Here is a 23,547-nt window from a genome sequence, read left to right on the forward strand (position 1 = left end):
TATATTTTCTAACCAATATAAACTACGATAATGAACAAAAATTTACAAATTTTTAAGTCATCGGTATGGGCTAACCCCTATGTACTTCTGCTTGTACTGATCTGCCATTTTATGGCCTGGGATGCAGCAGCGGCTACCAAAATTGACCATGGCAATGGGTTGAAATTTTCTGCCCTTTCAATTACAGGTAAGATTACCGATGAAAAAGGCGGAGCAATACCGGGCGTATCTGTAGTAGAAAAGGGCACTAACAATGGAACTGTTTCAGATAGTAAGGGTAACTATCGTTTATCAGTCACAAGCGGAACATCCATACTGGTAATCAGCTTTATCGGTTACAATACCTTTGAAGAACGTGTCGGCGACCGGACAAAGGTCGATGTTATGCTGAAGGAAAACGTGAGTACCCTAAATGAAGTTGTGGTAGTAAGTGTAGGATATGGCACTCTTGACAAAAGAGAAGTTTCAAGCGCAATTACCCACATAGGTGCTAAAGAACTACAAACCGTAGCCAGCAACAGTCCCCTGCAGGCGCTCCAGGGGAAAGTAGCGGGTCTGACGATAACCAATACTGCAACCGGAGATCCAAATTCTACACCCTCAATTCAGATGCGTGGTGTATCTTCAAGAAACGCAGGCCTGGGCCCTTTGTATATCATTAATGGTGTTATCGGAGGCAATATTGATAATATAAACCAAAATGATATAGAATCAATTGATGTGCTGAAGGGCGGCGCTGCCTCTGCAATATATGGTACAAGGGGAAGTAATGGAGTAATCATTGTCACTACCAAAAAAGGTTCAGAACAATCCCGGCTTTTTTATGATGGATATAGCAGTTTTGATTATATCACCAATAAATATAATATCTTATCTAAAGATGAATTCATTACCAATAGGGTAGGAAATAAACAAGGTCAGGATTATGGAGCCAACACCGACTGGCTGAAAGAAGTCAGCAAGTCTCCAGCCATTGGTCAAAAACATACCGTCCAGCTTTCTGGCGGTTCTGGCACTACAAATTACTTCGCCTCTGCCGACTACCGTGATGCCAATGGGATTGATCTGCGTTCCCGAAAAAAAGAATATGGCACCAGGATTAATGCAAACTTCGTTTCAAAAGATCACACCTACGAAGTGAACCTTGTGGCAGCACCCAGATATGCGCATACCAATCGCGCCGATTATGGAGGGTTTAACAATGCACTCACGCTTAATCCTACCTACCCTGTATACACGCAAACCGGGCAGTATAATTATTTAAATACAGGTTTTTTTTCCAACAATCCTGTTGAAAATGCGAAAATGATCAAAGCCGAGCAGGAAATCAAGGAACTGGACCTCAGCGGCAGTTTCAAAGTTAACCTGCTCAAGAACTTATCTACAACTGCCACAGTCTCTGAATCCAGTTCGTCTTTTAAAAATCTGGATTTTAGCCCGTCAACACTGTCAAGCATCCTGCACAACAACCAGACAATCAAAACAAATTATGCAAAACAAGAACAGGTTGAAAACGACGTAAAGAATTTTGAATGGACTGCTAATTATGCCACAACATTTGGCAAAAACAACTTTAAAGTATTAGGCGGATATTCCTATGCGCTTTACAACTACGAGCAGTTTCAGGCAGTTAATTATGATTTCCCATTTGATTCTTTTTCATGGAATAATCTTGGATCAGGAACTTATAATGGTGGTGCTGCAGGTAACGGTCAAAATGCTGTTTCTTCCACAAAAAACGGGTCCGCCTTAATTGCTTTTTTCGCTCGTGTTAATTATGACTATGATCACAAATATCTGCTTACAGCAAGTTTGCGGCGCGAAGGCTCTTCAAAATTCGGATTAAATAATAAATGGGGAAATTTCCCTGCGGCATCAGCGGCATGGCGTATTACTGAGGAAAGTTTTCTAAAAAACAAGATCTCCTGGTTAAACGACCTTAAGCTGCGGGTTGATTATGGCGTAACAGGCAATCAAGACTTCGGTAATTATCTATCACTTCTGCTATATGGTGGTGCAGGATATTTTCCATTCAATGGAACAACTTACCAGGTATACGGCCCCTCACAAAACGCCAATCCGAATTTAGGCTGGGAAAAAGCTATTAACTTTAACGCGGGCCTTGACTTTGAACTCTTCAGGAACAAAATATCCGGTTCGATCAATTACTATGTTCGCACAAATAAAGACCTTCTCGGCAACTATGACGTACCACTCCCCCCTAATCCGCAGTCAACCACTTTTACTAATGTAGGCACACTTAAAAATTCAGGTTTTGAGTTGCAGCTCTATTCATCTTTGGTAAAAACCAAGGATTTCAGCTACAGTCTCACCTTTGCCGGTGCCTTCAACAGCAATAAGTTTGTCTCATTCTCTAATGATCTTTATAAAGGTGCAACTTATCAGGATGTTGCCAGCTTGCCAGCGCCAGGCTCACCAGGTACAATACAACGTTTGGAAGAAGGCCGTCGTGTTGGCTCGTTTTATACCTTCAGAAATGCCGGTGTTGACTCCAATGGGGCCTTACTTGTCTACAAGAAAGACGGCACCATTGTTCCCGCCAACCAGGCAAACAACGATGATAAGCAATTTGTTGGCAATGGCTTACCAAAGTTTACAGCTTCCTTAGGCAATACCTTTATTTATAAACAATTTGATCTCAGCATATTTTTCAGAGGGAACTTTGGTTATAAAATTTTCAATACCGCAGCATTTTTCCTGGGAACCCCTGCAACACAATCTGACATCAATGTGCTTACATCAGCTTATGACAATGGTAGTAAATATTCAAAACTCACCAATAATTCCACTACTTCCATTCCCTCAGATTATTTCCTTGAAAATGGGTCTTTTGTAAAGATTGATAATGTTTCGATGGGCTATACAAGAAAGCTCAACTCCAAATTTATCCATGGCCTTAGAATTTATGCTGCAGGACGTAATCTATACACCTTCAAAAAGTATAGTGTGGGCGATCCTGACCAGACTCAGGTAAACGGCCTTACGCCGGGAGTAAAAACTGACGACAGCGGAAATCCAACCCTTAATTATTATCCTTCAACCTTACAACTAATTATCGGGGCACAGATCACTTTTTAAAAAAAAATCATGAAAAAAAATCTCAATATTAAAATAGCAGCACTTTTTATTTTCATCATTATATCCGGGTGTACCAAACTCGATGAAAAAATTTATGATAAGGTTGACCAGAGCGTATTCCTCACCCGCCGTGAGGATGTGATCCGCGACTTTTTGCGCCCATTTGAACATGCCTACTGGAGTATTCAAGGCAATGATATTTTTGCAGTCAATGAGGATAGTTCGGATGAATTCGGGACATTCAACCGGCAAGGTGACTGGCAAAATGGAGGTTATTATCAGCGCATGCACTATCATACCTGGACCATTAATGATAGTTTTACCAGTGGTGCCTGGACTGCATTTTATCAGGGGATCGTATTGGCAACTAATTCTCTGCAGGATATGGAATCCATTCAGGACCCTGCAAAATTAAACGTTACCACTGCCGAATTAGCAGATTTTAAAGCAGAGTTACGCACTTTACGTGCCTGGTTTCATCTCAGGGCGCTCGATTATTATAGAAATATTGAAATTGTCAAAGAAGTAAAGAATCAGACACAAGGTGGAAAACAGGTGAGCCCGCAAGAGGCCTTTAACTTTATTGAATCAGAATTAAAGGCCGCTATCCCAGACTTACCTACGCGTTCTAATTTAGGGGCCAATGGTATTGGACGCTGGACGCAAGCAGGAGCTGCTGCTTTACTGGCAAGGCTCTATCTCAATGCCAAAGTCTATACCGGACAAGAAAAATTCATAGAATGTGCTGCTGTTTCTCAGGACATCATCAATGGTAAATATGGTGCCTATACCTTGGATAACAAATGGGATGCACCTTTTGATTATACCAATTCTCAACCAAATTCAGAGGTCATTTACGGTTTTCCAGCAAGTCTCTCCCGTACGCACTGGCAGTATGACGGCGGAATGTATTTCTTTGGAATGACTTATGATGCAGCACCATTGTATTGCGGTTTCACGGATTTCGGACAATCGAACCCCAAATATGCCTTACAGCCGGGAAGAGATGTAGATAGTGTAGAGTATGGTTTTCAGCTAGGCAAACCTTTCGTAAAGTTTCAAAAATATCCGGATGATCTTCGTCTTAAATTATATAAGAACCTTGGTAATAGCAAACGTGAAGGAATGTTTTTGTATGGATACCTGCCCTATCAGCATAATGTAAATGGAAAAACAGTAACAGATACGGTTAAAGGAAATAAAGGGAATTATCCCCTATTTATCCGTGATCAGGTTGGAATGTTTCTCAGCAACAAGCCTGGAATAAAACCAACAGACAAAGAATCAAATATGAACCATGCGGATCATAACTCCGGAGTATTTATGCTTAAATATCCAGTATATCCTACCACTGATCCTAATCGAATTACATCCGCATACGCTGAGGTCCGCCTTTCTGAAGTTTATTACACGCTTGCCGAATGTAAATACCGTGCTGGTGACAGAGCAGGCGCAGCACAATTGCTTAATGCTGTGCGTCAACGCAATTATCCGGCGGGATCGCCCAGCCTTTATGAAACAGGGGGAAGTCAGCTCAATGATCAGGAGATGCTGGATGAATGGGGACGCGAGTTCCTTGGAGAAAACAGGCGCAGAACAGACCTGATCCGCTGGGGGGTATTCAGCAGTGGTACCTGGTGGGATAAAAAACCAGACGGAGACAAACACACGGAGATATTTCCGATCGGGCTTTCGATCATGAATATCAATCCTCAGTTGGTACAAAACCCAGGTTATTAATTAGCTAAAGCGTATCAGAACAAATTCTGATGCGCTTTACTTACCTTCTCCACCAGCAACTAGTTCTAAAAACCCACCCTTAACTAAATCTTCAAACTTAAGAGAAAACGCGTTCAACCTTTGGCCATTAAACCTACCACCCTGAATATAAAAATGTGCTGGATTCTGTTGACGAACCTTAATCAAAAACTCATTTTTTCTTATCTCCTTAGGAAGTTTAATCCTCACAGTTTCAAACAATGGTGTTCCTATTAAAAAAGAAGGATCGGGCCCTGTCAACCCTTTTACATCAAAAAGTCCCATGGCAGCCAGTACATACCATGCCCCCAACTGCCCCTGGTCTTCATCCTGACCATATCCGTACCCATGTATACCATCAGTGCCGTAAAATTCATTACAAATTGCCCTAACCCATTTCTGGCTCAGATCCGGTCTTCCTGCATAATTAAACAACCAGGCAACATGTAAGTTCGGTTGATTCCCATGATTATACAAGCCTTGAATTCCCGCAAAAGCATCAATCTCTGTTCCACCACCAAATGAATTTTTCTGCGAAACAGTAAAAATACTATCCAGCCGGCTGCTAAAAGTTTCCTTTCCAATCAAACTTACCAGTTGCTCTGGTGCTTGAGGTACATAAAATGTATACTGCCAGGCATTACCCTCCTGAAAACCTTTCCAAGGTTCAAAAGGATTAAACTTAGCTAAAAAATTTCCCTGATCATCCTTAGGCCTGATGAACTTTGTAGCGGGATCATATAGTAATTTCCAGCCTTCGGAAAGCTTGGTCAATTGGTTATAATCTTTTGTTTGATGAAGAGCTTTAGCAAATTGTGCTGCTGCAAAAGCAGAAAAAGAATATTCAAGCGTGTGAGAAGCTCCAAAAGGAGAGCCTTTCGTATTTAACTCCGGGTTACCAGTAAGATCCTTTAAATAGGGTGAATAGCCCTTTTCTACAAAAACGCCAACGTCCAGCTTTCCAGCTCCGGGAATACGTCCTCTGGCTTCCAGCTCATTTTTTCGTACAGCTTCATAGGCTAACTGAACATCATAATTCCGGATTCCAACATTATAAGCTGCTGCAATCGCCAGTCCGGTAAAATTCGTTCCAACACCAGATACGTATTTACTGGTGGCAATACCATCGCCGAGCCAACCTGCATCCTTATAAACAAGCAATTGACTTTGTACCCAGTCATTATAGTATTCCGGATAAGCAATAGCCCATAGTTGAGTCAGGTTCCAGAAGGCACCCCAAATGGCATCGGTATTGTAATGGTGATATTTCGGAGTACCATTTCCCGATAGCGGGATTTGTCCTGTTCCACCGTCATTTTTAGGATAGGCACCATTCACATCACTGGCCAGACCTCTGCCTAAAAGTGCGTGAAAGAGTCCGGTATAAAATTTAATCCGGTCCTGTTTCAATCCGCCTTTTACTTCAATTCTGCCCAATAACTTATTCCATTTTTGAGTGGCACCAGCCTTTGCCTTTGCAAAAGTTAATCCTGAAGCCTCTTTGTTCAAATTGAGTTTTGCATTGTCTGCAGAAGTGTAAGAAAGACCTGTTTTAATTCCAATTTGCTCGCCCTTTTTTGTTTTAAACTGCAAATATATTCCAGCTCCCTTCCCTTGAATGGTTTGAAGCCCTTTAAACTGTGTACTATCCCTGAATGCACCATATGAGACCGGCATTTTATCCATTACTGCATAAAAATACATAGTCACATTAGCTGATTTCTGATATTTCTGAACATATACAGGTTTGGTAACCACATAGCCCCATATATGACCATGAGCATAAGTCACTTTTGCATCGACTACCGGCCCGCTCTCCCCCATCTTGTGACCAATATCAAAGATAATATTGGCAGCGGTTGTTTCCGGAAAAGTATATTGATGAAAGCCAACCCTTTTTGTTGCAGTAAGCTCTGCCTTAATACCATAATCTTTTAAAAGCACCCGGTAATAACCAGCAGTAGCGTATTCATCAGACTTATCAAAAGAAGATCTGTATCCTGAATTTTTCTCCTCTTTTTTACCAGGAAATGTTTTCAATTTCCCTACTGTTGGTGCAAAGACTATCCCGCCAATCTGAAACTCATGAAAATTGGCGAAACCTTCTATGGAACTATGCCGATCATCATATCCTACGGCTTCCCATCCTGATGGATTACCTTCACTGCCATTAGTACTCGGGGCTAATTTGGCCATGCCAAAAGGAACTGCTGCAGGAGTATAGAAAAAGTATCGGCTATGCGCAGATCCGATGTTAGGTTTTACATATTGGACTGGTCCATCCTCTTGCTGTGCATAAAGGAAGGAAGTTTGAATACTAATTAATAACAGGAGAACAATCCTTTTCATCATGCTTTAAGATTTTGGTATTACTAAAGAAACAGCAACTATAAAATATACAATGGGTAAATGTACATACATAATAGCCAAATATATTTTAAATTCTTAATAATCCAAAATACATTATAAAACAAGCAATTAAAGAGATTACTTCTGCTGATTTCACAAAAAAATCAATTATCTATAAGGTAATATTTAAATTAAATTATAATTGTATGTACATATATACATAAATTAGCCAGATGAAAAACTCAACTAACTTTTAAATGCAGGCTTCTGCCCGGACTTAATTATCTTTGTTTTAAATAAATGACCAACTGTGGAAGAAACGACAGGATTACTGGACAAGATCAGGCATCACGATAAATTGACGATCGCTTTGAATGAGAATTGTAAGATAGCTTTGCCTGAGGATGTCATGCGTATATTGCGAAAACCGCACCGCCTTTCCTATTATTATTTCCAATACCTGGAAAAGGGTTCAGAAACATTTAAAACTGATCTGAAAGAGTTCACCATTAATGATGGCGAACTGGCTTTCGGATTGCCCAACCAGATCTTTACCAAGTTGCCCTATGACGCAAACATGCAGCAGTATGCTCTTTCTTTTGATGAGCATACACTGACGCTCCTGCCCGGTAATTATCAATTTCTTGTTAATCCGTTCAATGCCAACAAAATCACTTTTGATCCGGCTGCACAACAACGGATTAAAAATCTGCTTTCAGGACTGTTTCTGCTCCTGCATGCACCCGGAAAACAGAGAAAAGCTGAGGTCATCCTCGCACACTTGCATACGCTGCTGACCGAGTTCAATACCGCTTATTTCGAGCAATATCAAAGTCAGGAAGGTATTGCCGGTTCTAAACTGGCAAAATATATAGCTTTTAAGCTGGCAGTGGAAACCCAACTGACCGAGCATCACGATGTACAGCGTATTGCGGATGAGCTGGCATTGACCTCCAGTACGCTTTATGGCATTGTAAAAGAATTCGGAGGTGTTTCTCCAAAAGAATGGATAACAAACCGGATCATGCTCGAAGCACAGAGAAAACTGCAATACACCAATATTTCGGTCAAGGAGCTGGCTTATGAGCTTGGATTTAACGATCCTGGTTACTTTTCACGTCTTTTCAAAAAAAGCACCGGTAAGAGCGTTAGCCGTTACCTGGCTGAATTACAGGATTTGTCCCACAATTAAACAGATTTGTCCCTATTACCCGTTTTCTTCCTGCCTAGCTTTGTTCAATAATTAAAAAAAAATGAAAGCAGCATTAGTAACAGGAGCAAATAAAGGCATTGGCTTTGAGGTAGCAAAAATTCTTGCAAAAAAAGGATTTTTGGTTTATTTAGGCAGCCGGAACTTAGAAAGCGGCTTATCAGCGGTTGAAAAGCTTAAATCTGAAGGAATTACAAACGTAGAAGCCATCAGATTGGATGTGACCGATCAGGATTCTATCCATCGCGCATATACAACAATTAGTAAAGGATCGAATGTTCTGGATGTGCTCGTTAACAACGCAGGAATTTCGGGAGGATTTCCGCAATCAGCACTCCATGCAACTACCGATCAATTCAGAACGGTGTATGAAACAAATGTTTTTGGTGTGGTTAGCGTAACGCAGGCTTTTATTGAGCTGTTGAAAAAGTCATCCGAACCTCGTATAGTAAATGTAAGCTCTGCGATGGGTTCACTGACTTTGGCAGCCGATACTTCTTCTGCCGGTTACGACAATAAAATGGCGCTATACCAGTCTAGTAAAACGGCGCTTAACATGTATACAGTTAACCTTGCTTACGAGCTTCGGAATACCCCATTTAAAGTCAATGCTGTTTGTCCGGGATGGACGAAAACTGATTTTACCGATCAACAAGGTACAAGCACTGTAGAAGAAGCAGGGCAACGTATTGCCAAGTATGCACTAACCGACCAGAATGGCCCTACTGGAGAATATTTCAGCGAAGAATATTTCCCTGGAACAAACTGTCCCTGGTAAAAATAAGGGCTCTTTACGCTGGTGTAAAGAGTCCTTATATAATTAAACCGGGATCTTTAGAATTCAGGATTGTTTCCGCATACTTTGCTTAATTCTTTCCCTATGCTGCTCCCCCCAGGCACTTAGCTCACCTATCACGTTTTTTAAAGTCCGGCTATATTCAGTTGCTTCATAAATAATACTTACCGGAGTGGTCGGATATACATTACGTTTGATAAAGTCATTCAACTCCAGATCTTTTAGTTCTTTAGCTAGTACCTTGGAAGATATACCAGTGATTTCATGTTGAATCTCGTTAAAGCGCTTCGACGACTGCACCAGGCAAAGGATCAATGCCATTTTCCACTTTCCATTAAGAACATACAGCGCATCAAGCACGTTTTTGAGCGAGCCTGCACATTCTTCATGGCTTGGAAGATCCTCATTTCTAATCATTTTCATAAGGGTAAAGATACACCACTTACCTCAATGTAACCGCTTTCCTTTAGGTAAGTACTGACTTTTAACGCCTTATCAATCCTACTTTTACTTTTATTAATATTATTAAATAAGCAAATTTTCATATGAAACGTATCCTTCATTTAATCTCAAGCATGCAAGGCAAAGAATCACACAGCATTAAGCTGGGTAGTACTATAGTTGAAAAAATTCAGCAAAAGTATCCGGATAGTACAGTGGAAGAATTAAACCTTGTAGATGCCAAGATTCCGCATCTTACTCCTGATGTTCTTCGTACCTTCTTTATTCCCGGAGATCAGCTGACCGAACAGGAAAAAGAATCCATACGCTTTTCTGACCATGCCGTTAAACAATTACTGGCTGCAGACATCATTGTCATTGGTGCGCCGCTTTACAATTTCACTATTCATTCCTCCTTAAAAGCCTGGATTGATCATATTACCAGGGCAGGAATAACTTTTGGGTATGGAGAAAGTGGCCCTTTCGGAAAGGTAACTGGAAAAAAAGTCTATGTGGCCATGTCTTCCGGCGGGGTTTATTCAGAAGGTCCAGGTAAAGCCAACGACTTTGTTGCCCCCTATTTGAAGTCCTTCCTTGGCTTTTTAGGCATGACAGATCTAACGGTAGTCCGTGCTGAAGGGTTAAAAGTACCCGGCGTAAAGGAACTTGCGATGGAGAAAGCAATTGACAGTATAGAGATTGATTAGATCATCTTTTATTAGATACAAAATAATGTTTGAGGATGCTCCCCCTGCATTGCCTCAAACATTATTACAACTAGCTATTTTATCCTTCAACTGGAGTCCCCGGTTTAATTTCGTAAGCCTTTTGTACCAGTTCATCACGTTTCCCACTTGTACTATTTTGCTTTTTGGTCCATATTAATTTTTGTTGTTCTTTGATTTGCTCTGCAAAGGATTCAGGCAAAAGATTGCGGTAATTATCGATCTCATTACTTAAAACTTTAACAATTAAATCTACGATAGCTTCTGGATCATATTGTTCATGAGGAAAAGCTATTTTACTATAATCGAATATGGTATTTTCTCCGTCAACTTTCCATTCTTTCCATGTTTCAAACATCCTGTCATTAAAACCAGTCAAATAAGGACCAGGGTTTATCGTTGCAACCTGAACACCAAATTCACTCACTTCTTTATTCAATGCTTCTGCGAAAGCCTCAATTGAATGTTTGGATGCAGCATAAGCGCCAGTAAAAGGATCAGCCGATAATCCCGCTACAGAAGAAAGAAATACAATTTTCCCTTTCTTATTTTTTATAAACTTCTTAGCGAAGCCCTGCGTCAAAGCAAGCGGGCCAAAAACATTGACTTCAAATTGACGGCGAACTCTTTCTAATGGAATATCTACGGCAGAGCCACCTTCTGAAATTCCAGCATTATTTAATAAAACATCTATATCCCATTTCCAGGCTTTGTTATGATCATCCGAATTGGTAACATCTAATTTCTCCACCTGCAAATCGATGCCCCTTTCTTCAGCTTCTTTTTTCAAACCAGCAATTTGAGCTACAATTTCAACGGTAGCAATTACTGAATTTCCTTTTTCAGCTAAACGTAAGGCTGCTTCTCTTGCAAATCCTGATCCTGCTCCTGTTATTAATATCTTCGCCATAATTTATTTTTCCAGAATAACATCGTGCCCGGATGATTGTTTTAGAGTTTTTATAAGAGGTCAGAGTTGCCAGACAGGTATTATTGTAAGTACCTGCTAACCACACATCAATAATATATAAACATAAAAAAAGGCCATTAAAGATAGTTTCCTTTTGACACTTCAAATAAAAACTACAAAATCTATAGATTTAATCTTTTTAACAAAAAAAGAATACTATATTCGTATAATCAAAATAACTCTTTACAATTAGAACCAAATGAAAACAGACTTACATTTCATAAAAATGAGAAGAAAAACAGCTACAGAAGGAACGCTCCTTCTTTCAGACTGTAACTGTTGTTGCTGATTCTGTTCAGTAATCACTGAGCAAGACTAAAACGCCCGCAAACATCATATTTTAAAATCTGGCTGGATACTGAAAACATCCTTATGGCCATGCTTTGCGATTTTGCTTCACTAGAATCACCCAAAACCAACGCATAAAACCAGTTATCTGGCTGTGTATAACCAACTAACCATTGACTATTAACATTATGAAGAAACATTTACTCATTATCCTTTCACTCCTGCTCGCGGCAAATTATGTTTTTGCCCAAAGTCCGATAACAGGCGTTATAAAAAGTAGTAACGGCGTTCCGGTACCACATGCAACAGTCCTGATCAGAGGCACTAAAATTTCTGCGACTGCAGATATTGATGGCAAGTTTAGTATCGATTCAAAACAAGAGCTTCCATTTTACCTTCGGGTAAGTTCAGTAGGTTACAAATCTCAGGATTTTCAGATTCTAAAGCTTCAGGATACACCTTTTGAATTAGTGCTGATTGAGAGTGCACTGCTCGATGAAATTGTTGTTACCTCCAGAAGACGTTCAGAAGTATTGCAGGATGTACCTATCGCCATTACTGTTATCGGTGGACAAGCCGCAGAAAATGCAGGAGCTTTTAACGTCAATCGTTTAAAAGAACTGGTTCCTTCAGTCCAGTTATATGCTTCAAATGCCAGGAACACGACACTTAATATCAGGGGATTAGGTTCAACATTTGGCTTAACCAACGATGGGATTGATCCTGGAGTAGGCTTTTATGTGGACGGCGTTTACCAGGCACGTCCGGCCGCTACCTCTACCGACTTTCTGGACATTGAACAAATAGAAATACTGCGTGGCCCGCAGGGAACCCTGTTCGGTAAAAATACGACGGCTGGTGCATTTAATATTACTACTGCAAAACCAACGCAAACACCAAGCGGAAAAGTTGAACTGAGTTTTGGTAACTATAACTTTATGCAGGCGAAAACATCGGTTACAGGTGGTGTTGGAAAAAATCTTGCAGCAAGGTTATCTATTTCCGGAACCCAAAGGGACGGTACAATCTTCAACACGAAAGAAGAACGCAGATATAGCGGACAAAACAACCTTGGTTTTAAAGGCCAGCTATACTATACCCCATCAGATAAATTGCAAATATTGTTTAGTGGTGATGCAAGTATCCAGCACCCTGCAGGTTATCCGCTGGTAATTGCAGGCGTTACAGCAACAGAAAGAAGCCCTTACCGTCAATATGCCAAAATTGTTTCTGATTTGGGATACCAGCAGCCAGTAGCAGACCCTAAATCCAGAACCATCAATACCAATACGCCATGGAAGCATGACCAGTCCATTGGTGGTTTATCAGTAAATGTGGATTATAAAATAGGTAACGGAACACTTACTTCAACTACTGCCTGGAGATTCTGGAACTGGAACCCTACAAACGACAGGGATTTCTCAGAATTGTCTGCATTAACCAAGTCTCAGGGAACTTCCCGCCATGACCAATACTCGCAAGAAGTTAGATATGCAGGTAATTTATCTGAAAAAGTAAGCGGTGTAGTTGGTGTATTTGTGCTGGGCCAGAATTTAAAAGGACTGGGTCAGACCGAAGAAGTCGGTAAAGATCAGTGGAGATTTGTGCAAACCAGCAATACCGGTGCTCAGGCGCTATACTCAACACCAGGTTTGTTAGATGGCTACGGTATTAAAACCAATTCAACTATTAAATCATTGAGTGCTGCGGTATTCGCACAGGTTGACTGGGAAGTGGTGAATCACCTGCACGTCTTACCAGGTTTAAGATATACTTATGATAAAAAAGATGTCGATTATGACAGGTCAACTTATGGAGGCCTGCAAACAGCAGATCCTGCTTTACTTGCCTTAAAAACAGCTGTTTATGCCAATCAGCGATTCACTACGAATGTAGACAACAATAATTTATCGGGTAATATCACCGTATCGTACCGCCCTAACCCTAAGTTAAATGCTTACGGAACTTTCTCTACTGCTTATAAACCAGTTGGCGTTAACGTAGGCGGCTTGCCAACTACAGCTAATGGAGAAGCAGACCTGTCTGTGGCTATCGTAAAACCAGAATATGTTCAGCATTATGAGTTAGGTATTAAAACCAAGCCAATTAAAGGTGCAATAGTAAACATCAGCGCATTTAACACAGACATTAAAGATTACCAAACCAATGTACAATCGCCACAATTGGGTGTAAACAGAGGCTACCTTGCGAATGCAGAAAAAGTTAGGGTAAAAGGTCTGGAAGTCGATGGAACTTACCAAATAGGAAGATTCTTAACTTTAAACGCTGCCATGGCCTATCTTGATGGCAAATATGTAAAATTCACCAATGCACCACTGCCTTTGGAAGAAACCGGGCATACGGAAACCGTGAATGGCGTTGCTACACAGGTCGCATTTAAAGATGCCTCAGGAGGCAGATTACCAGGTATCTCTAAATGGAATGTTTCTGGCGGTGCAGAGTTCAGTAATCCCGGCAAACTGGCCACCACAACAGGCAGATATTTTATCGCTGCTGATGCCAGCTATCGTTCAGAATACTCTTCAAACCCAACCCCTTCACGCGTATTAAATGTTGAAGGCTATTCACTGCTGAATGGTAGATTAGGATTTAAGTCCGATAAATTCTCCGTATTTGTCTGGGCAAGAAATCTTGCAAATAAAACCTATTACGAGCAATTACAGGCTGCTGCAGGTAACTCTGGTTTATATGCTGGCGTACTTGGTGACCCAAGAACTTACGGGGTAACCTTACGCTATAATTTATAAAAACCCTCTATAGCGAACAAGCCGTCTTCCTCAGTCAAACAGGAGACGGCTTGTTTATTAATCCCGGAACTGGTTAAACATATCCAGCAAATACTGAAGACTATTTTCCGCATGTAATGCCTCAGTTTGCAATAAAGTGTCCACTGTTACTGCTGAAGTCCGGCTGCACATTTTTTTCTCAAACGCCGCAATGGCCTCCTGCAAAGAATTAAAATCCGTTAAACACAATGCTTCATACAATTCCAGTGCATCCTGCATAGCCTGGTTCACTCCTTCACCTGCAAAAGGAGGCATCACATGCGCTACATCGCCAATCATGGTTAAATCAGGAAGAGCTTGCCAGGATTGATCTACAGGGAAACAATATTGCGGCCTGGCAATGAAATAAGATTCATCAGCTAAAAACGCCTCCTGCCAATCTACACTCCAATCTGAAAAGCGTTGTTTAAACCATGTCAATATCTCTTCTTTATTTTTAAAGTCAATACTACCCGATTTCGCCCAACCTTCTGTTTCACTGGTGCCTGTATAAAACGAAAGAGAACCTTCACCTTTTGCACTCAGCACAATTGTTTTGCAGCTGCCCATTGCAAAAACTTTTCCTCCGTTTGTCAATTTCCACAAATTTGGTGCGTAAACCGCAGCATTGTAAATGTTGCCTTCAACAATAGTAATGCCTGAATAAACCGGCCGAATAGCTGTAATGTATTTCCTGATTTTTGAATGCGCTCCGTCTGCTGCAACTACTAAATCTGCACAGGCAACTGTTCCATTTTCAAAAACCAGCCCCCAGCCAGTCTTACCTTTTTTTAGTTCAGTACAATGGGCATCCCAAACCACAGTTCCCTCTTGCAATGCTTCAATAAGTAAATTACGAAGCGGGCCGCGGTCTATTTCAGGGCGGGCATATTCGCTGTTCAAATCCAGCAGCACACCTTCTTCAGCCTCGGAAAACTTCAAAGCTGCATACTGATCAGTGATCGTTAGCCGATCAGCTCCCGGCCGGTAGTTTTTCTTAAACTCTTCCATCAATCCGCATTCCCGCAATGCTTTTAAGCCCGACTCGTAATGTAAGTCGAGTGTAGCACCCTGCTGATCAGCCGATTTATCTTTGCTCCTTTCGTAAACTTTCACCTCAATCCCTTTGAGCTGGAGCAATCGTGCTAAGGTTAATCCTCCGGGACCACCGCCAACGATGGCGACTTTTTTATTCTGTAACCACATAAGCTGAAATCATTTATGATTTTGGTGCACTGAAATTACGCGTCTTCCTGCGGATAAAATAGCCGGTTTCAGTTTAAAAATAGTCGTAAATAAAAGTACCCGATAAAAACTGCACAGTAAGGTTTGAATTGCACAAGTATTGGTTTGAAACGAACAGGATACCCTGTGCCTCACCCTATAACTTTGTGGTGTTAAAAAACATTCATATGATCAACTATTTAACACAGTACCCCCCGAATCAATTGAACTCATAGAAAAATTTAACTTAATCAAATAACATTATGAAAACGATCTTAATCACAGGAACCTCTTCAGGAATTGGTAAAGCAACTGCAAAAAAATTCGCAGCAGAAGGATGGAATGTAATTGCCACCATGCGTTCACCAGAAAAAGAGGAAGAACTATCTGCCATTAAAAATATCTTTTTGACAAAACTGGATGTTCAAAACAAAGAAAGTATTGCAGCGGCTATCTCAGCTGGAATTGAAAAATTTGGAAGTATCGATGCTATTGTGAACAATGCAGGTTTTGGAGTACTCGGTGCGTTTGAAAAATCGACCACAGAACAAATCCTGCAGCAATTCAGTGTCAATGTATTTGGTGTAATGGATGTCATTAAAGCTATTCTCCCGCATTTCAGAGCAAGACAAGCTGGTTTAATCATCAATATTACATCGCAGGGCGGAAGAGTAACTTTTCCCACCTGCAGTTTATATCACTCCACTAAATTTGCAATAGAAGGCTTCTCTGAATCGCTGGCTTATGAGTTGCTGTCACAAAATATTTCAGTCAAAATAATTGAGCCAGGATCAACAGAAAGCAATTTCTTCAGCGCAGTAAGCATGTCTGCGAATGACAGCATAACTGCTTATGAAGAATTTGATAAAATTGCACTCGAAAATTGGGCTAAAAACGACACCATGAGCTCAACCACAGCAGATATTGCGCAAGTGATTTATGAAGCCGCCTGCGACAACAAAGATCAATTACGTTATATGGCCGGAGTGGATACCCATTTATATTTTGGCGCAAGACAAAATAAAAGTGATCAGGATTATGTGAACTACATGAGAAAATTATTTATTCCCGAAATATTGAACAAAGAATCTAAATAATATGAAAACGACTAAAAACACAATATCTCTGCGCTTATAGCTGGCATAGCAAACGATGAATATGAACTTCATGTAGGCTTAACCAAAGAAGTATTCGAAAGGTCACAAAAATCAACACAGGACACGCTAAAGTTCCTGAATAGCTTAACCAGGTAAAAATTAAGTAAATTACCCTGATCAGCCGGAAATCCATAAATTTAAGCAATGAAAAAAACTGAAACATTAGAAAGTTTTTACAGAGAGAAATTTACGCTGTATGATCAATCTGCAAATCATGGTAAAACCCAATTTGCGATCGTGACTAATGAACAATGTGCAAATGGTGCAAAAATCATTTACCGGAGGCGAGATTTTTATAAAGTAGCTCTTTTTAAAGGTCGCGTTTTACTCCATTATGGCGATAAAAGTCTTGAAATAAATGGAACTGCACTGGTTTTTTTCAATCCCGATGTGCCTTACACTTTAGATATGCTCGAAGAAAGCAACTTTGGCGGATATTTAATTTTCCGGGAGTCTTATTACAACGACTACTTCAAAAACGGGATTCGCGAACTGAGCCTATTTGCTAACGGAGCAAAACCCGTATTCATGTTAAATAAAGCTCAGGAAAAGTCGGTTGACAACATGTTTAAAAAAATGCAGGCAGATCTGTTAACAGACTATGAATATAAGCACGATCTGATGCGGACCCATTTAAATGAACTGATACACCTGGCGATGAAAATGTCTCCTTTGGATAAAGTTTATCAGTTTGTTGACGCGAAAGCCAGAATTACCGCTATTTTCAGTGAGTTGCTGGACAGGCAGTTTCCTATTGAATCTCCGTCAGAAGAATTTGAAATGCGTTCAGCAGCAGCCTACGCAGATAAATTAGGAGTTCATGTCAATTACCTGAACCGGGCTGTGAAATCTGTTACAGGTAAAACAACTACAAATCATATTTCAGATAGGATCACTATGGAAGCCATTTCTATGTTGAAGCACTCGGGATGGAATATTTCACAGATCAGCTATAGCCTTGGTTTTGAGGACCCTTCTAATTTTAGCCATTTTTTCAAAAAGCACACGAAACAAATCCCGTCAAACTTCAGACTTTTGACTAACACAAACCATTTGGAATAAGTATGCTGTTATTTCAATTCACAGATAATTGAATTTCGATAAAATCAAAAACCTCTTTACAAATTGTAAAGAGGTTTTTGATTAATCAGCAGATCGTTTAACAAATTTGCTAATTAAGTACAGCTAATTCATTTGCACTCATTTCTTTAGCAGCTGCCACCATCGCAATCAAAGCACTTTTAGTTTCCGGCCAATGACGCGTTTTCAAGCCACAATCCGGGTTTACCCAAATTTGTTCTGCTGGAATTACAGCCTTTGCTTTTTCTAAAAGTCCGATCATTTCTTCCTTAGAAGGGACTCTTGGAGAATGAATATCATAAACCCCAGGCCCAATATCATTCGGATATTTGAAATCTGCAAAAGCATCCAATAACTCCATCTGTGAACGCGAGCATTCAATGGTGATTACATCAGCATCCATATCCGCAATATTCTGGATAATATCATTAAATTCAGAATAGCACATGTGCGTATGAATTTGCGTTTCATCTTTTACACCACTTGCAGAGATTTTAAACGCATTTACTGCCCATTTTAAATAAGCTTGCCAATCCGATTTTCTTAAAGGCAAACCTTCGCGAATAGCAGGTTCGTCAATCTGAATAACTTTGATCCCTGCCTTTTCCAGATCTACCACTTCATCACGGATCGCTAATGCAATTTGATTACAAGTAACAGAACGTGGCTGATCGTTGCGGACAAAAGACCATTGCAAAATCGTAACAGGGCCAGTTAACATTCCTTTAACCAGGCTTTTAGTCAATGACTGCGCAAACTGTGTCCAGTAAACTGTCATCGCTTCAGGACGGTGCACATCGCCATAAATAACAGGAGGCTTCACACAGCGGCTACCATAACTTTGTACCCACCCATTTTTTGTAAAGGTGAAACCGGCTAATTGTTCGCCAAAATATTCTACCATGTCATTGCGCTCAAACTCGCCATGAACCAAGACATCAATACCAACTTCTTCCTGCCAGCGAATAGTTTCTTCTGTCTCTTTTTTCAGTAAAACATCATACTCAGCAGGTGTAATTTCACCTTTCTTGAACTGTGCTCTCCAACTCCTTACTTCAGGAGTCTGTGGAAACGAACCAATAGTAGTTGTTGGGAAAAGAGGCAACTGTAAAATCTCCTGTTGTGCTTTTTTACGTGCGGGAAAAGGGTTTATCCTTTGCGAATCCTGTGCTGTAATCGAACCCACGCGCGCTTTAACCTGCTCGTTATGAATAAGTTTAGAAGTTTTACGACTGGAGATCGCCTTTTTATTTTCTTCCAGTTTCGCTGCTACAATTGAATCCGGGTTTTCAGCAGCTAAAGCCTTCAATACCACTACTTCATCAATCTTTTGTTTAGCGAAAGCCAGCCATTGCTTAATCTCAGGCGTTAAGGTTTGATCATTGGTTTCCAGGTCCAGATCACAAGGAGAATGCAATAAAGAACAAGAAGGCGCAACCAGTATACGGTCACTACCAATTTTTGCTACTGCTTTTTTGATCACCGCCAATGACTGTTCGAAATCATTTTTCCAGATGTTTCTTCCGTCAACTACTCCAAGTGATAATACCAATTGCCCAGGAATAGCATTCAGCACGTCATCCAGTTGCTCAGGGCAACGTACCAAATCAATATGCAGCGCATAAACAGGCAATGAAACTGCTAAAGCAAGATTATCTTTTAAACCTTCAAAATAAGTTGCTACCAAAAACTTTAGCTGAGGAAATTTCTTTTTCAACTCCGCATAAACAGCTTTATATGCTTCCTTTACTTTATCGCTAATATCTAAAGCTAAAAACGGCTCATCAAACTGGATCCATTCCGCCCCATGCGCCTTTAGCTCCGTTAAAATCTGGATATAAACAGGCAGTAATTTTTTAATTAAATCTAATTTATCAAAGCCATCTTCTTTTTCCTTTCCTAATAACAAGTATGAAACCGGGCCAATGATTACAGGCTTGCTGTTGATCCCCAATCGTTTGGCACACACAAACTCATTGATGATTTTATTGGAGAATAATTTGAACTCCTGATCTTTGTAAAACTCCGGAACGATGTAATGATAGTTTGTATCCAGCCATTTGGTCATTTCCATTGCTGTAATGTCCAGCCCTTCTTTCTGATAACCCCTTGCCATAGCAAAATACAAATCCATTTCATTGTTGGATTTTAAAGCCACCTTGTTATAGCGTTTCGGGATAGCCCCTACTGTTAAGGACATATCCAGGATCTGATCATAATAAGAAAAATCGTTAGAAGGGATCAGGTCTATTCCTGCTTCCTGCTGTAATTTCCAGTTGTGCTCTGATATATTCTTTCCTTTACTTAAAAGCTCTGCTAGTGTAATTTTGCCTGACCAATATTGTTCACAGGCTTTTTTTAATTCTCTGTTGCTACCAATTCGCGGATAGCCAAGGTTGTGCGTTTGCATCTTTCTTCAACTTTTTAAATGGTTAATAATCATTGTAAAAAGCTCCCGGATCATTTCTTAATTTCAGGTGCTTATTTAAACAAATCAGTTTTTAATTCCCCACAAATGTATATATGAAGATTTTAAAACTTAACTTACCTCATTAAATAAGTATAAATAACTTTTTTATCATATAATTGAAGCATATTATGCTTTTAAGTCTTTATTTTTGCCAGCACTAAGGAAAATTATTCTATGGAAGAACTTGATGAAACAGATTTATTGCTGCTGAAGATACTCGGCAACAATTCAAATTACACGATAAAAGAGCTTGCAGTTAAAGTAAGCCTGTCCCCTTCTCCCGTTTTTGAACGGGTAAAAAGACTGGAAAGCAATGGCTATATTAAAAAGTATATTGCCATACTTGATCCTGATAAATTTAACCAGGGATTTATAGTTTTCTGCAATATTAAACTCAAACAGCACGATAGAAAAATAGGTCATCAATTTGTAGAAGACATTTTAAAGATCGATGAAGTAGTAGAATGTTATAATATTTCGGGAGATTTTGACTTCATCTTAAAAGTCTATGCAAGGGATATGAAACATTACCAGGATTTTGTTTTTAACAAATTAGGGTCTGTTAAAAGCATAGGAAGTACGCATAGTACTTTTGCAATGGCAGAAATTAAAAACTCTTATAATATTAGTTTTTAAAAAGGAATTCCGGAAAAAGTAACCCTTTGTATTTTTTTGTCAGCTGATTGAAATTTTTTATTAGTTTAGTTAACAATTCCTAATCTACTAACCAAAGCTACTGTATGAACCGGAGCCGCCTCTTCCTGATTTTTTGTATTTTAGGTATTTTTGTGTTTGCGCTTGTGCAATGTACACAGGTAAAAAGCAAAACCAATGACAGCAGAGGGCCAGCCTACGCAGGAAGTTCTACCTGTGTAAGCTGTCATAAAGACCTGGCAGCATCTGCAGTCCACAATTCCCACTTCAATGCTTCAAAGATGCTGACTAATCCTGGTGCTGCCGACAGCTTACACCTGCCTGATGGAGAGTTTATTTTTAATGAACAAACTAAAGTACAGGTGAAAAACCGTGCTGATGGCCTATATCAATCTGCGCTGCTCCATGGGGTTGATAAAAAAACTGAACATACAGACATGATTTTTGGTGCAGGAAATAGTGCGTATACGTTCGCATTCTGGTATGGCAAACAACTGATGCAAATGCCATTGAACTATCTGACAAAAGAACATCAATGGGTAAACAGCCCGGGTTTCCCTGACGATCAGATTTATTTCGGCAGACCAATCATTTCGCGTTGTTTAGAATGTCACAGCTCTTTCGCGGACAAAAAACTGGTGCAGGGCCCCAATTTTTCGATAACTGAAGAATACGTTAAAAACTCCATTATTGCTGGTATAGATTGCGAACGCTGCCATGGTCCCGCGGCACAGCATGTCACCTTTCATCAGGAAAACCCTACAGTAAAAATAGCCAATTTCATGGTGAGTTATAAAAAGCTGGCGTTATCACGAAGAATAGATGCCTGTGGAGTATGCCATTCAGGAACGGGTATCCAGACAGTGAGTTCTACTTTCAATTTTAAACCGGGGGATACATTAAAAACATTACCCGAATATAGCGCCTACAGAGGCGAAGATCCCGATGTACATGGTAAACAAAAGCCGCTGCTTGAAGCCAGTATGTGCTACAAAATTGGGAAGGCAGAATGTATCACGTGCCACGATATACATGACAATAAAAAACTTGGCGTTGCCATTTATTCCGCTAAATGTATGAGCTGTCACCAAGACGTAAAACATGAAACCCTGAAAAATAGAGACAAAGCCATGCTGGCAAAGAATTGCATCGACTGCCATATGCCGGTCAAAGAGTCTCACGCTATTGGCTTCCAGATGAGCAACAGCAAAGAAAAGATACCCTACAAATTGCGTACACACCGTATTGCAATTTATAATGATTTGATTCAGGGCAAATAATTTTAATTCACCCGGTTTTAAAACCGGGTGGATTAAAAATTACAGAATCGGCTCAGGCTTGTTATCCTGGTCAATCGCGACTAAAGTAAAAGAGCCGCTGACTACTTTCTCTCTGAACTCTTCCCTCATTTTCTCTAAATAAACTTCCACCTGTATCACAATACTCGTATGGCCAATACGCTCTACCCTGCCTACTAATTCAACCAGAGAACCAGCAGGAATAGGTTTCGTAAAATCTATCTGACCACTGCTCACCAGCACAAAGCTTTTCCTGCAGAACCTGGTCGCCGTCATAAACGCCGTTTCGGTCATCATCATTAGTATTCTTCCGCCAAACATCGTATTGTGATGATTGGTCGTATCTGGAAATACCACTTTAAAAACGTGTGTTTCCGATTCATTGATTTTCTCTGCTATTGTCATTAAATTACGAGTAAATCCATGAATTCATCTACAGGCGTATTGGCCAGTCTGTTATATTCCAATGACGGGTGTAAAACAGCTTGTTGTGCTAATAAAGCATGATTAGCGTTGATCGCTCCCACAATTTGAAGGGGACTTTCTGTTTTTAAAGCCTCCCGGAATTTCTGACCGGGGGATTTAACATCGTTTGTTTGCATCGTCAGTTTTTTTAAAAAAATTAGCTTCGGTTAAAAATGTTCTTCGGTTTTTAATACAATACTGCTGACGGGAAAATTTTAAGAAAAGCAGGAGGAATAAAAATATACGGCAATACAACCACCTGAATATCGGGGGCATATTTTTCCATATAAGAATAAACACCTGTCAGACTAAAAGCTTCGAATCGCGAAAGCATTGTCCATTCGGAATAGGCAGGTTCCCTGACTTGTAACGGTTTTCATCATCCTTCCCATTCTATCGGCAGAACAGTGGATATTTGTGGATGAAAACCTTTTTTAGTTACTTACAGTTGCGCGACAGTTCGTGATTTACACACGATTCCCTATGAATCTACAATTAAGTATAACCATTTCGGTTTGATGTGGTATGCAAAGAACAGTTTTGCAATGTAGAAAATAAAACCAAATAAAATTGGCTTAACACCATTAAATTTATCGCTTTAATTTCACATAACTTATCTGTTACACTTTTTTTAAGCAGAATAACATCCTTTAAACACAATTGACACGATTTTAACAAGTCTGGACCACCACTACCGTTACAACCTGTAAGTTTATTTCCTGCCTTCATGTAGGCTAGCATAAAGATGTCATAACATCAGCTTCATATGCACAGAAC

17 protein-coding genes and 1 riboswitch are annotated in these 23,547 nt (G+C 40.0%); of the genes, 10 read left to right on the forward strand and 7 right to left on the reverse strand.

Annotation, left to right across the window (positions count from 1 at the left end; all coding sequences use genetic code 11):
• The first annotated feature begins 30 nt into the window (after window positions 1–30).
• Window positions 31–3,099, forward strand: a complete 3,069-nt coding sequence (locus LY11_RS09055; RefSeq protein ID WP_245952677.1) for a SusC/RagA family TonB-linked outer membrane protein — start codon at window positions 31–33, stop codon at window positions 3,097–3,099.
• A gap of 9 nt (window positions 3,100–3,108) precedes the next feature.
• Complete coding sequence (locus tag LY11_RS09060) at window positions 3,109–4,839, forward strand: RagB/SusD family nutrient uptake outer membrane protein (RefSeq protein ID WP_111633398.1); 1,731 nt, start codon at window positions 3,109–3,111, stop codon at window positions 4,837–4,839.
• Window positions 4,840–4,875: 36 nt separating this feature from the next.
• Here LY11_RS09060 and LY11_RS09065 read toward each other — a convergent pair whose 3' ends face one another.
• Window positions 4,876–7,209: a GH92 family glycosyl hydrolase gene (locus LY11_RS09065; RefSeq protein WP_111633399.1), complete on the reverse strand. Its 2,334-nt coding sequence runs from the start codon at window positions 7,207–7,209 to the stop codon at window positions 4,876–4,878.
• A 307-nt stretch (window positions 7,210–7,516) separates the two neighbouring features.
• On the opposite strand from LY11_RS09065, the gene LY11_RS09070 reads away from it, so the two are divergent.
• Window positions 7,517–8,398: a helix-turn-helix domain-containing protein gene (locus LY11_RS09070; protein ID WP_111633400.1), complete on the forward strand. Its 882-nt coding sequence runs from the start codon at window positions 7,517–7,519 to the stop codon at window positions 8,396–8,398.
• A 61-nt stretch (window positions 8,399–8,459) separates the two neighbouring features.
• Window positions 8,460–9,194 (forward strand): SDR family oxidoreductase, encoded by a 735-nt coding sequence (locus LY11_RS09075; protein ID WP_111633401.1) that lies wholly within the window; start codon window positions 8,460–8,462, stop codon window positions 9,192–9,194.
• A gap of 63 nt (window positions 9,195–9,257) precedes the next feature.
• Here LY11_RS09075 and LY11_RS09080 read toward each other — a convergent pair whose 3' ends face one another.
• Entirely contained in the window at window positions 9,258–9,635 is a 378-nt protein-coding gene (locus tag LY11_RS09080; protein WP_317047987.1) for a winged helix-turn-helix transcriptional regulator, read from the reverse strand.
• 122 nt (window positions 9,636–9,757) lie between these two features.
• Between LY11_RS09080 and LY11_RS09085 the strand changes: the two genes are divergently transcribed.
• The gene (locus LY11_RS09085; RefSeq protein ID WP_111633402.1) at window positions 9,758–10,360 is read left to right on the forward strand and encodes an FMN-dependent NADH-azoreductase; all 603 of its coding nucleotides are present in this window, start codon (window positions 9,758–9,760) and stop codon (window positions 10,358–10,360) included.
• A 79-nt stretch (window positions 10,361–10,439) separates the two neighbouring features.
• Here LY11_RS09085 and LY11_RS09090 read toward each other — a convergent pair whose 3' ends face one another.
• A complete protein-coding gene (locus LY11_RS09090) occupies window positions 10,440–11,288 on the reverse strand; it encodes an SDR family oxidoreductase (RefSeq protein WP_211321516.1) in 849 nt (282 codons plus the stop codon).
• 536 nt (window positions 11,289–11,824) lie between these two features.
• On the opposite strand from LY11_RS09090, the gene LY11_RS09100 reads away from it, so the two are divergent.
• Entirely contained in the window at window positions 11,825–14,404 is a 2,580-nt protein-coding gene (locus LY11_RS09100; protein WP_111633405.1) for a TonB-dependent receptor, read from the forward strand.
• A gap of 57 nt (window positions 14,405–14,461) precedes the next feature.
• On the opposite strand, the gene LY11_RS09105 is transcribed toward LY11_RS09100, so the two are convergent.
• On the reverse strand, window positions 14,462–15,628 hold the full coding sequence (locus LY11_RS09105) for an FAD-dependent oxidoreductase (RefSeq protein ID WP_111633406.1): 1,167 nt from the start codon (window positions 15,626–15,628) through the stop codon (window positions 14,462–14,464).
• 281 nt (window positions 15,629–15,909) lie between these two features.
• Here LY11_RS09105 and LY11_RS09110 point away from each other — a divergent pair, with 281 nt between their 5' ends.
• Window positions 15,910–16,743, forward strand: a complete 834-nt coding sequence (locus LY11_RS09110) for an SDR family oxidoreductase (protein WP_111633407.1) — start codon at window positions 15,910–15,912, stop codon at window positions 16,741–16,743.
• Between the two features lie 204 nt (window positions 16,744–16,947).
• Window positions 16,948–17,865: a helix-turn-helix domain-containing protein gene (locus LY11_RS09115; RefSeq protein ID WP_111633408.1), complete on the forward strand. Its 918-nt coding sequence runs from the start codon at window positions 16,948–16,950 to the stop codon at window positions 17,863–17,865.
• 109 nt (window positions 17,866–17,974) lie between these two features.
• On the opposite strand, the gene metE is transcribed toward LY11_RS09115, so the two are convergent.
• Window positions 17,975–20,293 carry a 5-methyltetrahydropteroyltriglutamate--homocysteine S-methyltransferase gene (metE, locus tag LY11_RS09120; RefSeq protein ID WP_111633409.1) on the reverse strand — a complete coding sequence of 773 codons (2,319 nt, stop codon included), beginning with the start codon at window positions 20,291–20,293 and terminating at the stop codon, window positions 17,975–17,977.
• A gap of 234 nt (window positions 20,294–20,527) precedes the next feature.
• Between metE and LY11_RS09125 the strand changes: the two genes are divergently transcribed.
• Window positions 20,528–20,989 (forward strand): Lrp/AsnC family transcriptional regulator, encoded by a 462-nt coding sequence (locus tag LY11_RS09125; RefSeq protein WP_111633410.1) that lies wholly within the window; start codon window positions 20,528–20,530, stop codon window positions 20,987–20,989.
• 104 nt (window positions 20,990–21,093) lie between these two features.
• Window positions 21,094–22,287, forward strand: coding sequence for a cytochrome c3 family protein (locus tag LY11_RS09130; RefSeq protein WP_111633411.1), 1,194 nt, complete (start codon window positions 21,094–21,096; stop codon window positions 22,285–22,287).
• A 39-nt stretch (window positions 22,288–22,326) separates the two neighbouring features.
• Here the strand turns inward: LY11_RS09130 and LY11_RS09135 are convergent, their stop codons facing one another.
• Both LY11_RS09135 and LY11_RS27050 read right to left on the reverse strand, forming a co-directional pair.
• Window positions 22,327–22,710 (reverse strand): acyl-CoA thioesterase, encoded by a 384-nt coding sequence (locus LY11_RS09135; protein WP_111633412.1) that lies wholly within the window; start codon window positions 22,708–22,710, stop codon window positions 22,327–22,329.
• Window positions 22,710–22,907 (reverse strand): hypothetical protein, encoded by a 198-nt coding sequence (locus LY11_RS27050; protein WP_245952682.1) that lies wholly within the window; start codon window positions 22,905–22,907, stop codon window positions 22,710–22,712. Before LY11_RS27050 ends, LY11_RS09135 begins: the two co-directional genes overlap by 1 nt.
• A gap of 195 nt (window positions 22,908–23,102) precedes the next feature.
• A riboswitch (cobalamin riboswitch) is annotated at window positions 23,103–23,295 on the reverse strand.
• Window positions 23,296–23,547 lie beyond the last annotated feature (252 nt).

This window comes from Pedobacter cryoconitis (genome assembly GCF_003259615.1).
Lineage (GTDB): Bacteria > Bacteroidota > Bacteroidia > Sphingobacteriales > Sphingobacteriaceae > Pedobacter > Pedobacter cryoconitis.

Bases quoted from the DNA above. Each gene is read 5' to 3' on its own strand.
- LY11_RS09110 (WP_111633407.1), top strand. From the start codon at position 15,910: ATGAAAACGATCTTAATCACAGGAACCTCTTCAGGAATTGGTAAAGCA.
- LY11_RS09065 (WP_111633399.1), bottom strand. From the start codon at position 7,209: ATGATGAAAAGGATTGTTCTCCTGTTATTAATTAGTATTCAAACTTCC.
- LY11_RS09055 (WP_245952677.1), top strand. From the start codon at position 31: ATGAACAAAAATTTACAAATTTTTAAGTCATCGGTATGGGCTAACCCC.
- LY11_RS09075 (WP_111633401.1), top strand. From the start codon at position 8,460: ATGAAAGCAGCATTAGTAACAGGAGCAAATAAAGGCATTGGCTTTGAG.
- LY11_RS09090 (WP_211321516.1), bottom strand. From the start codon at position 11,288: ATGGCGAAGATATTAATAACAGGAGCAGGATCAGGATTTGCAAGAGAA.
- LY11_RS09060 (WP_111633398.1), top strand. From the start codon at position 3,109: ATGAAAAAAAATCTCAATATTAAAATAGCAGCACTTTTTATTTTCATC.
- LY11_RS09130 (WP_111633411.1), top strand. From the start codon at position 21,094: ATGAACCGGAGCCGCCTCTTCCTGATTTTTTGTATTTTAGGTATTTTT.
- metE (WP_111633409.1), bottom strand. From the start codon at position 20,293: ATGCAAACGCACAACCTTGGCTATCCGCGAATTGGTAGCAACAGAGAA.
- LY11_RS09100 (WP_111633405.1), top strand. From the start codon at position 11,825: ATGAAGAAACATTTACTCATTATCCTTTCACTCCTGCTCGCGGCAAAT.
- LY11_RS09125 (WP_111633410.1), top strand. From the start codon at position 20,528: ATGGAAGAACTTGATGAAACAGATTTATTGCTGCTGAAGATACTCGGC.
- LY11_RS09080 (WP_317047987.1), bottom strand. From the start codon at position 9,635: ATGAAAATGATTAGAAATGAGGATCTTCCAAGCCATGAAGAATGTGCA.
- LY11_RS09105 (WP_111633406.1), bottom strand. From the start codon at position 15,628: ATGTGGTTACAGAATAAAAAAGTCGCCATCGTTGGCGGTGGTCCCGGA.
- LY11_RS09135 (WP_111633412.1), bottom strand. From the start codon at position 22,710: ATGACAATAGCAGAGAAAATCAATGAATCGGAAACACACGTTTTTAAA.
- LY11_RS09085 (WP_111633402.1), top strand. From the start codon at position 9,758: ATGAAACGTATCCTTCATTTAATCTCAAGCATGCAAGGCAAAGAATCA.
- LY11_RS09115 (WP_111633408.1), top strand. From the start codon at position 16,948: ATGAAAAAAACTGAAACATTAGAAAGTTTTTACAGAGAGAAATTTACG.
- LY11_RS27050 (WP_245952682.1), bottom strand. From the start codon at position 22,907: ATGCAAACAAACGATGTTAAATCCCCCGGTCAGAAATTCCGGGAGGCT.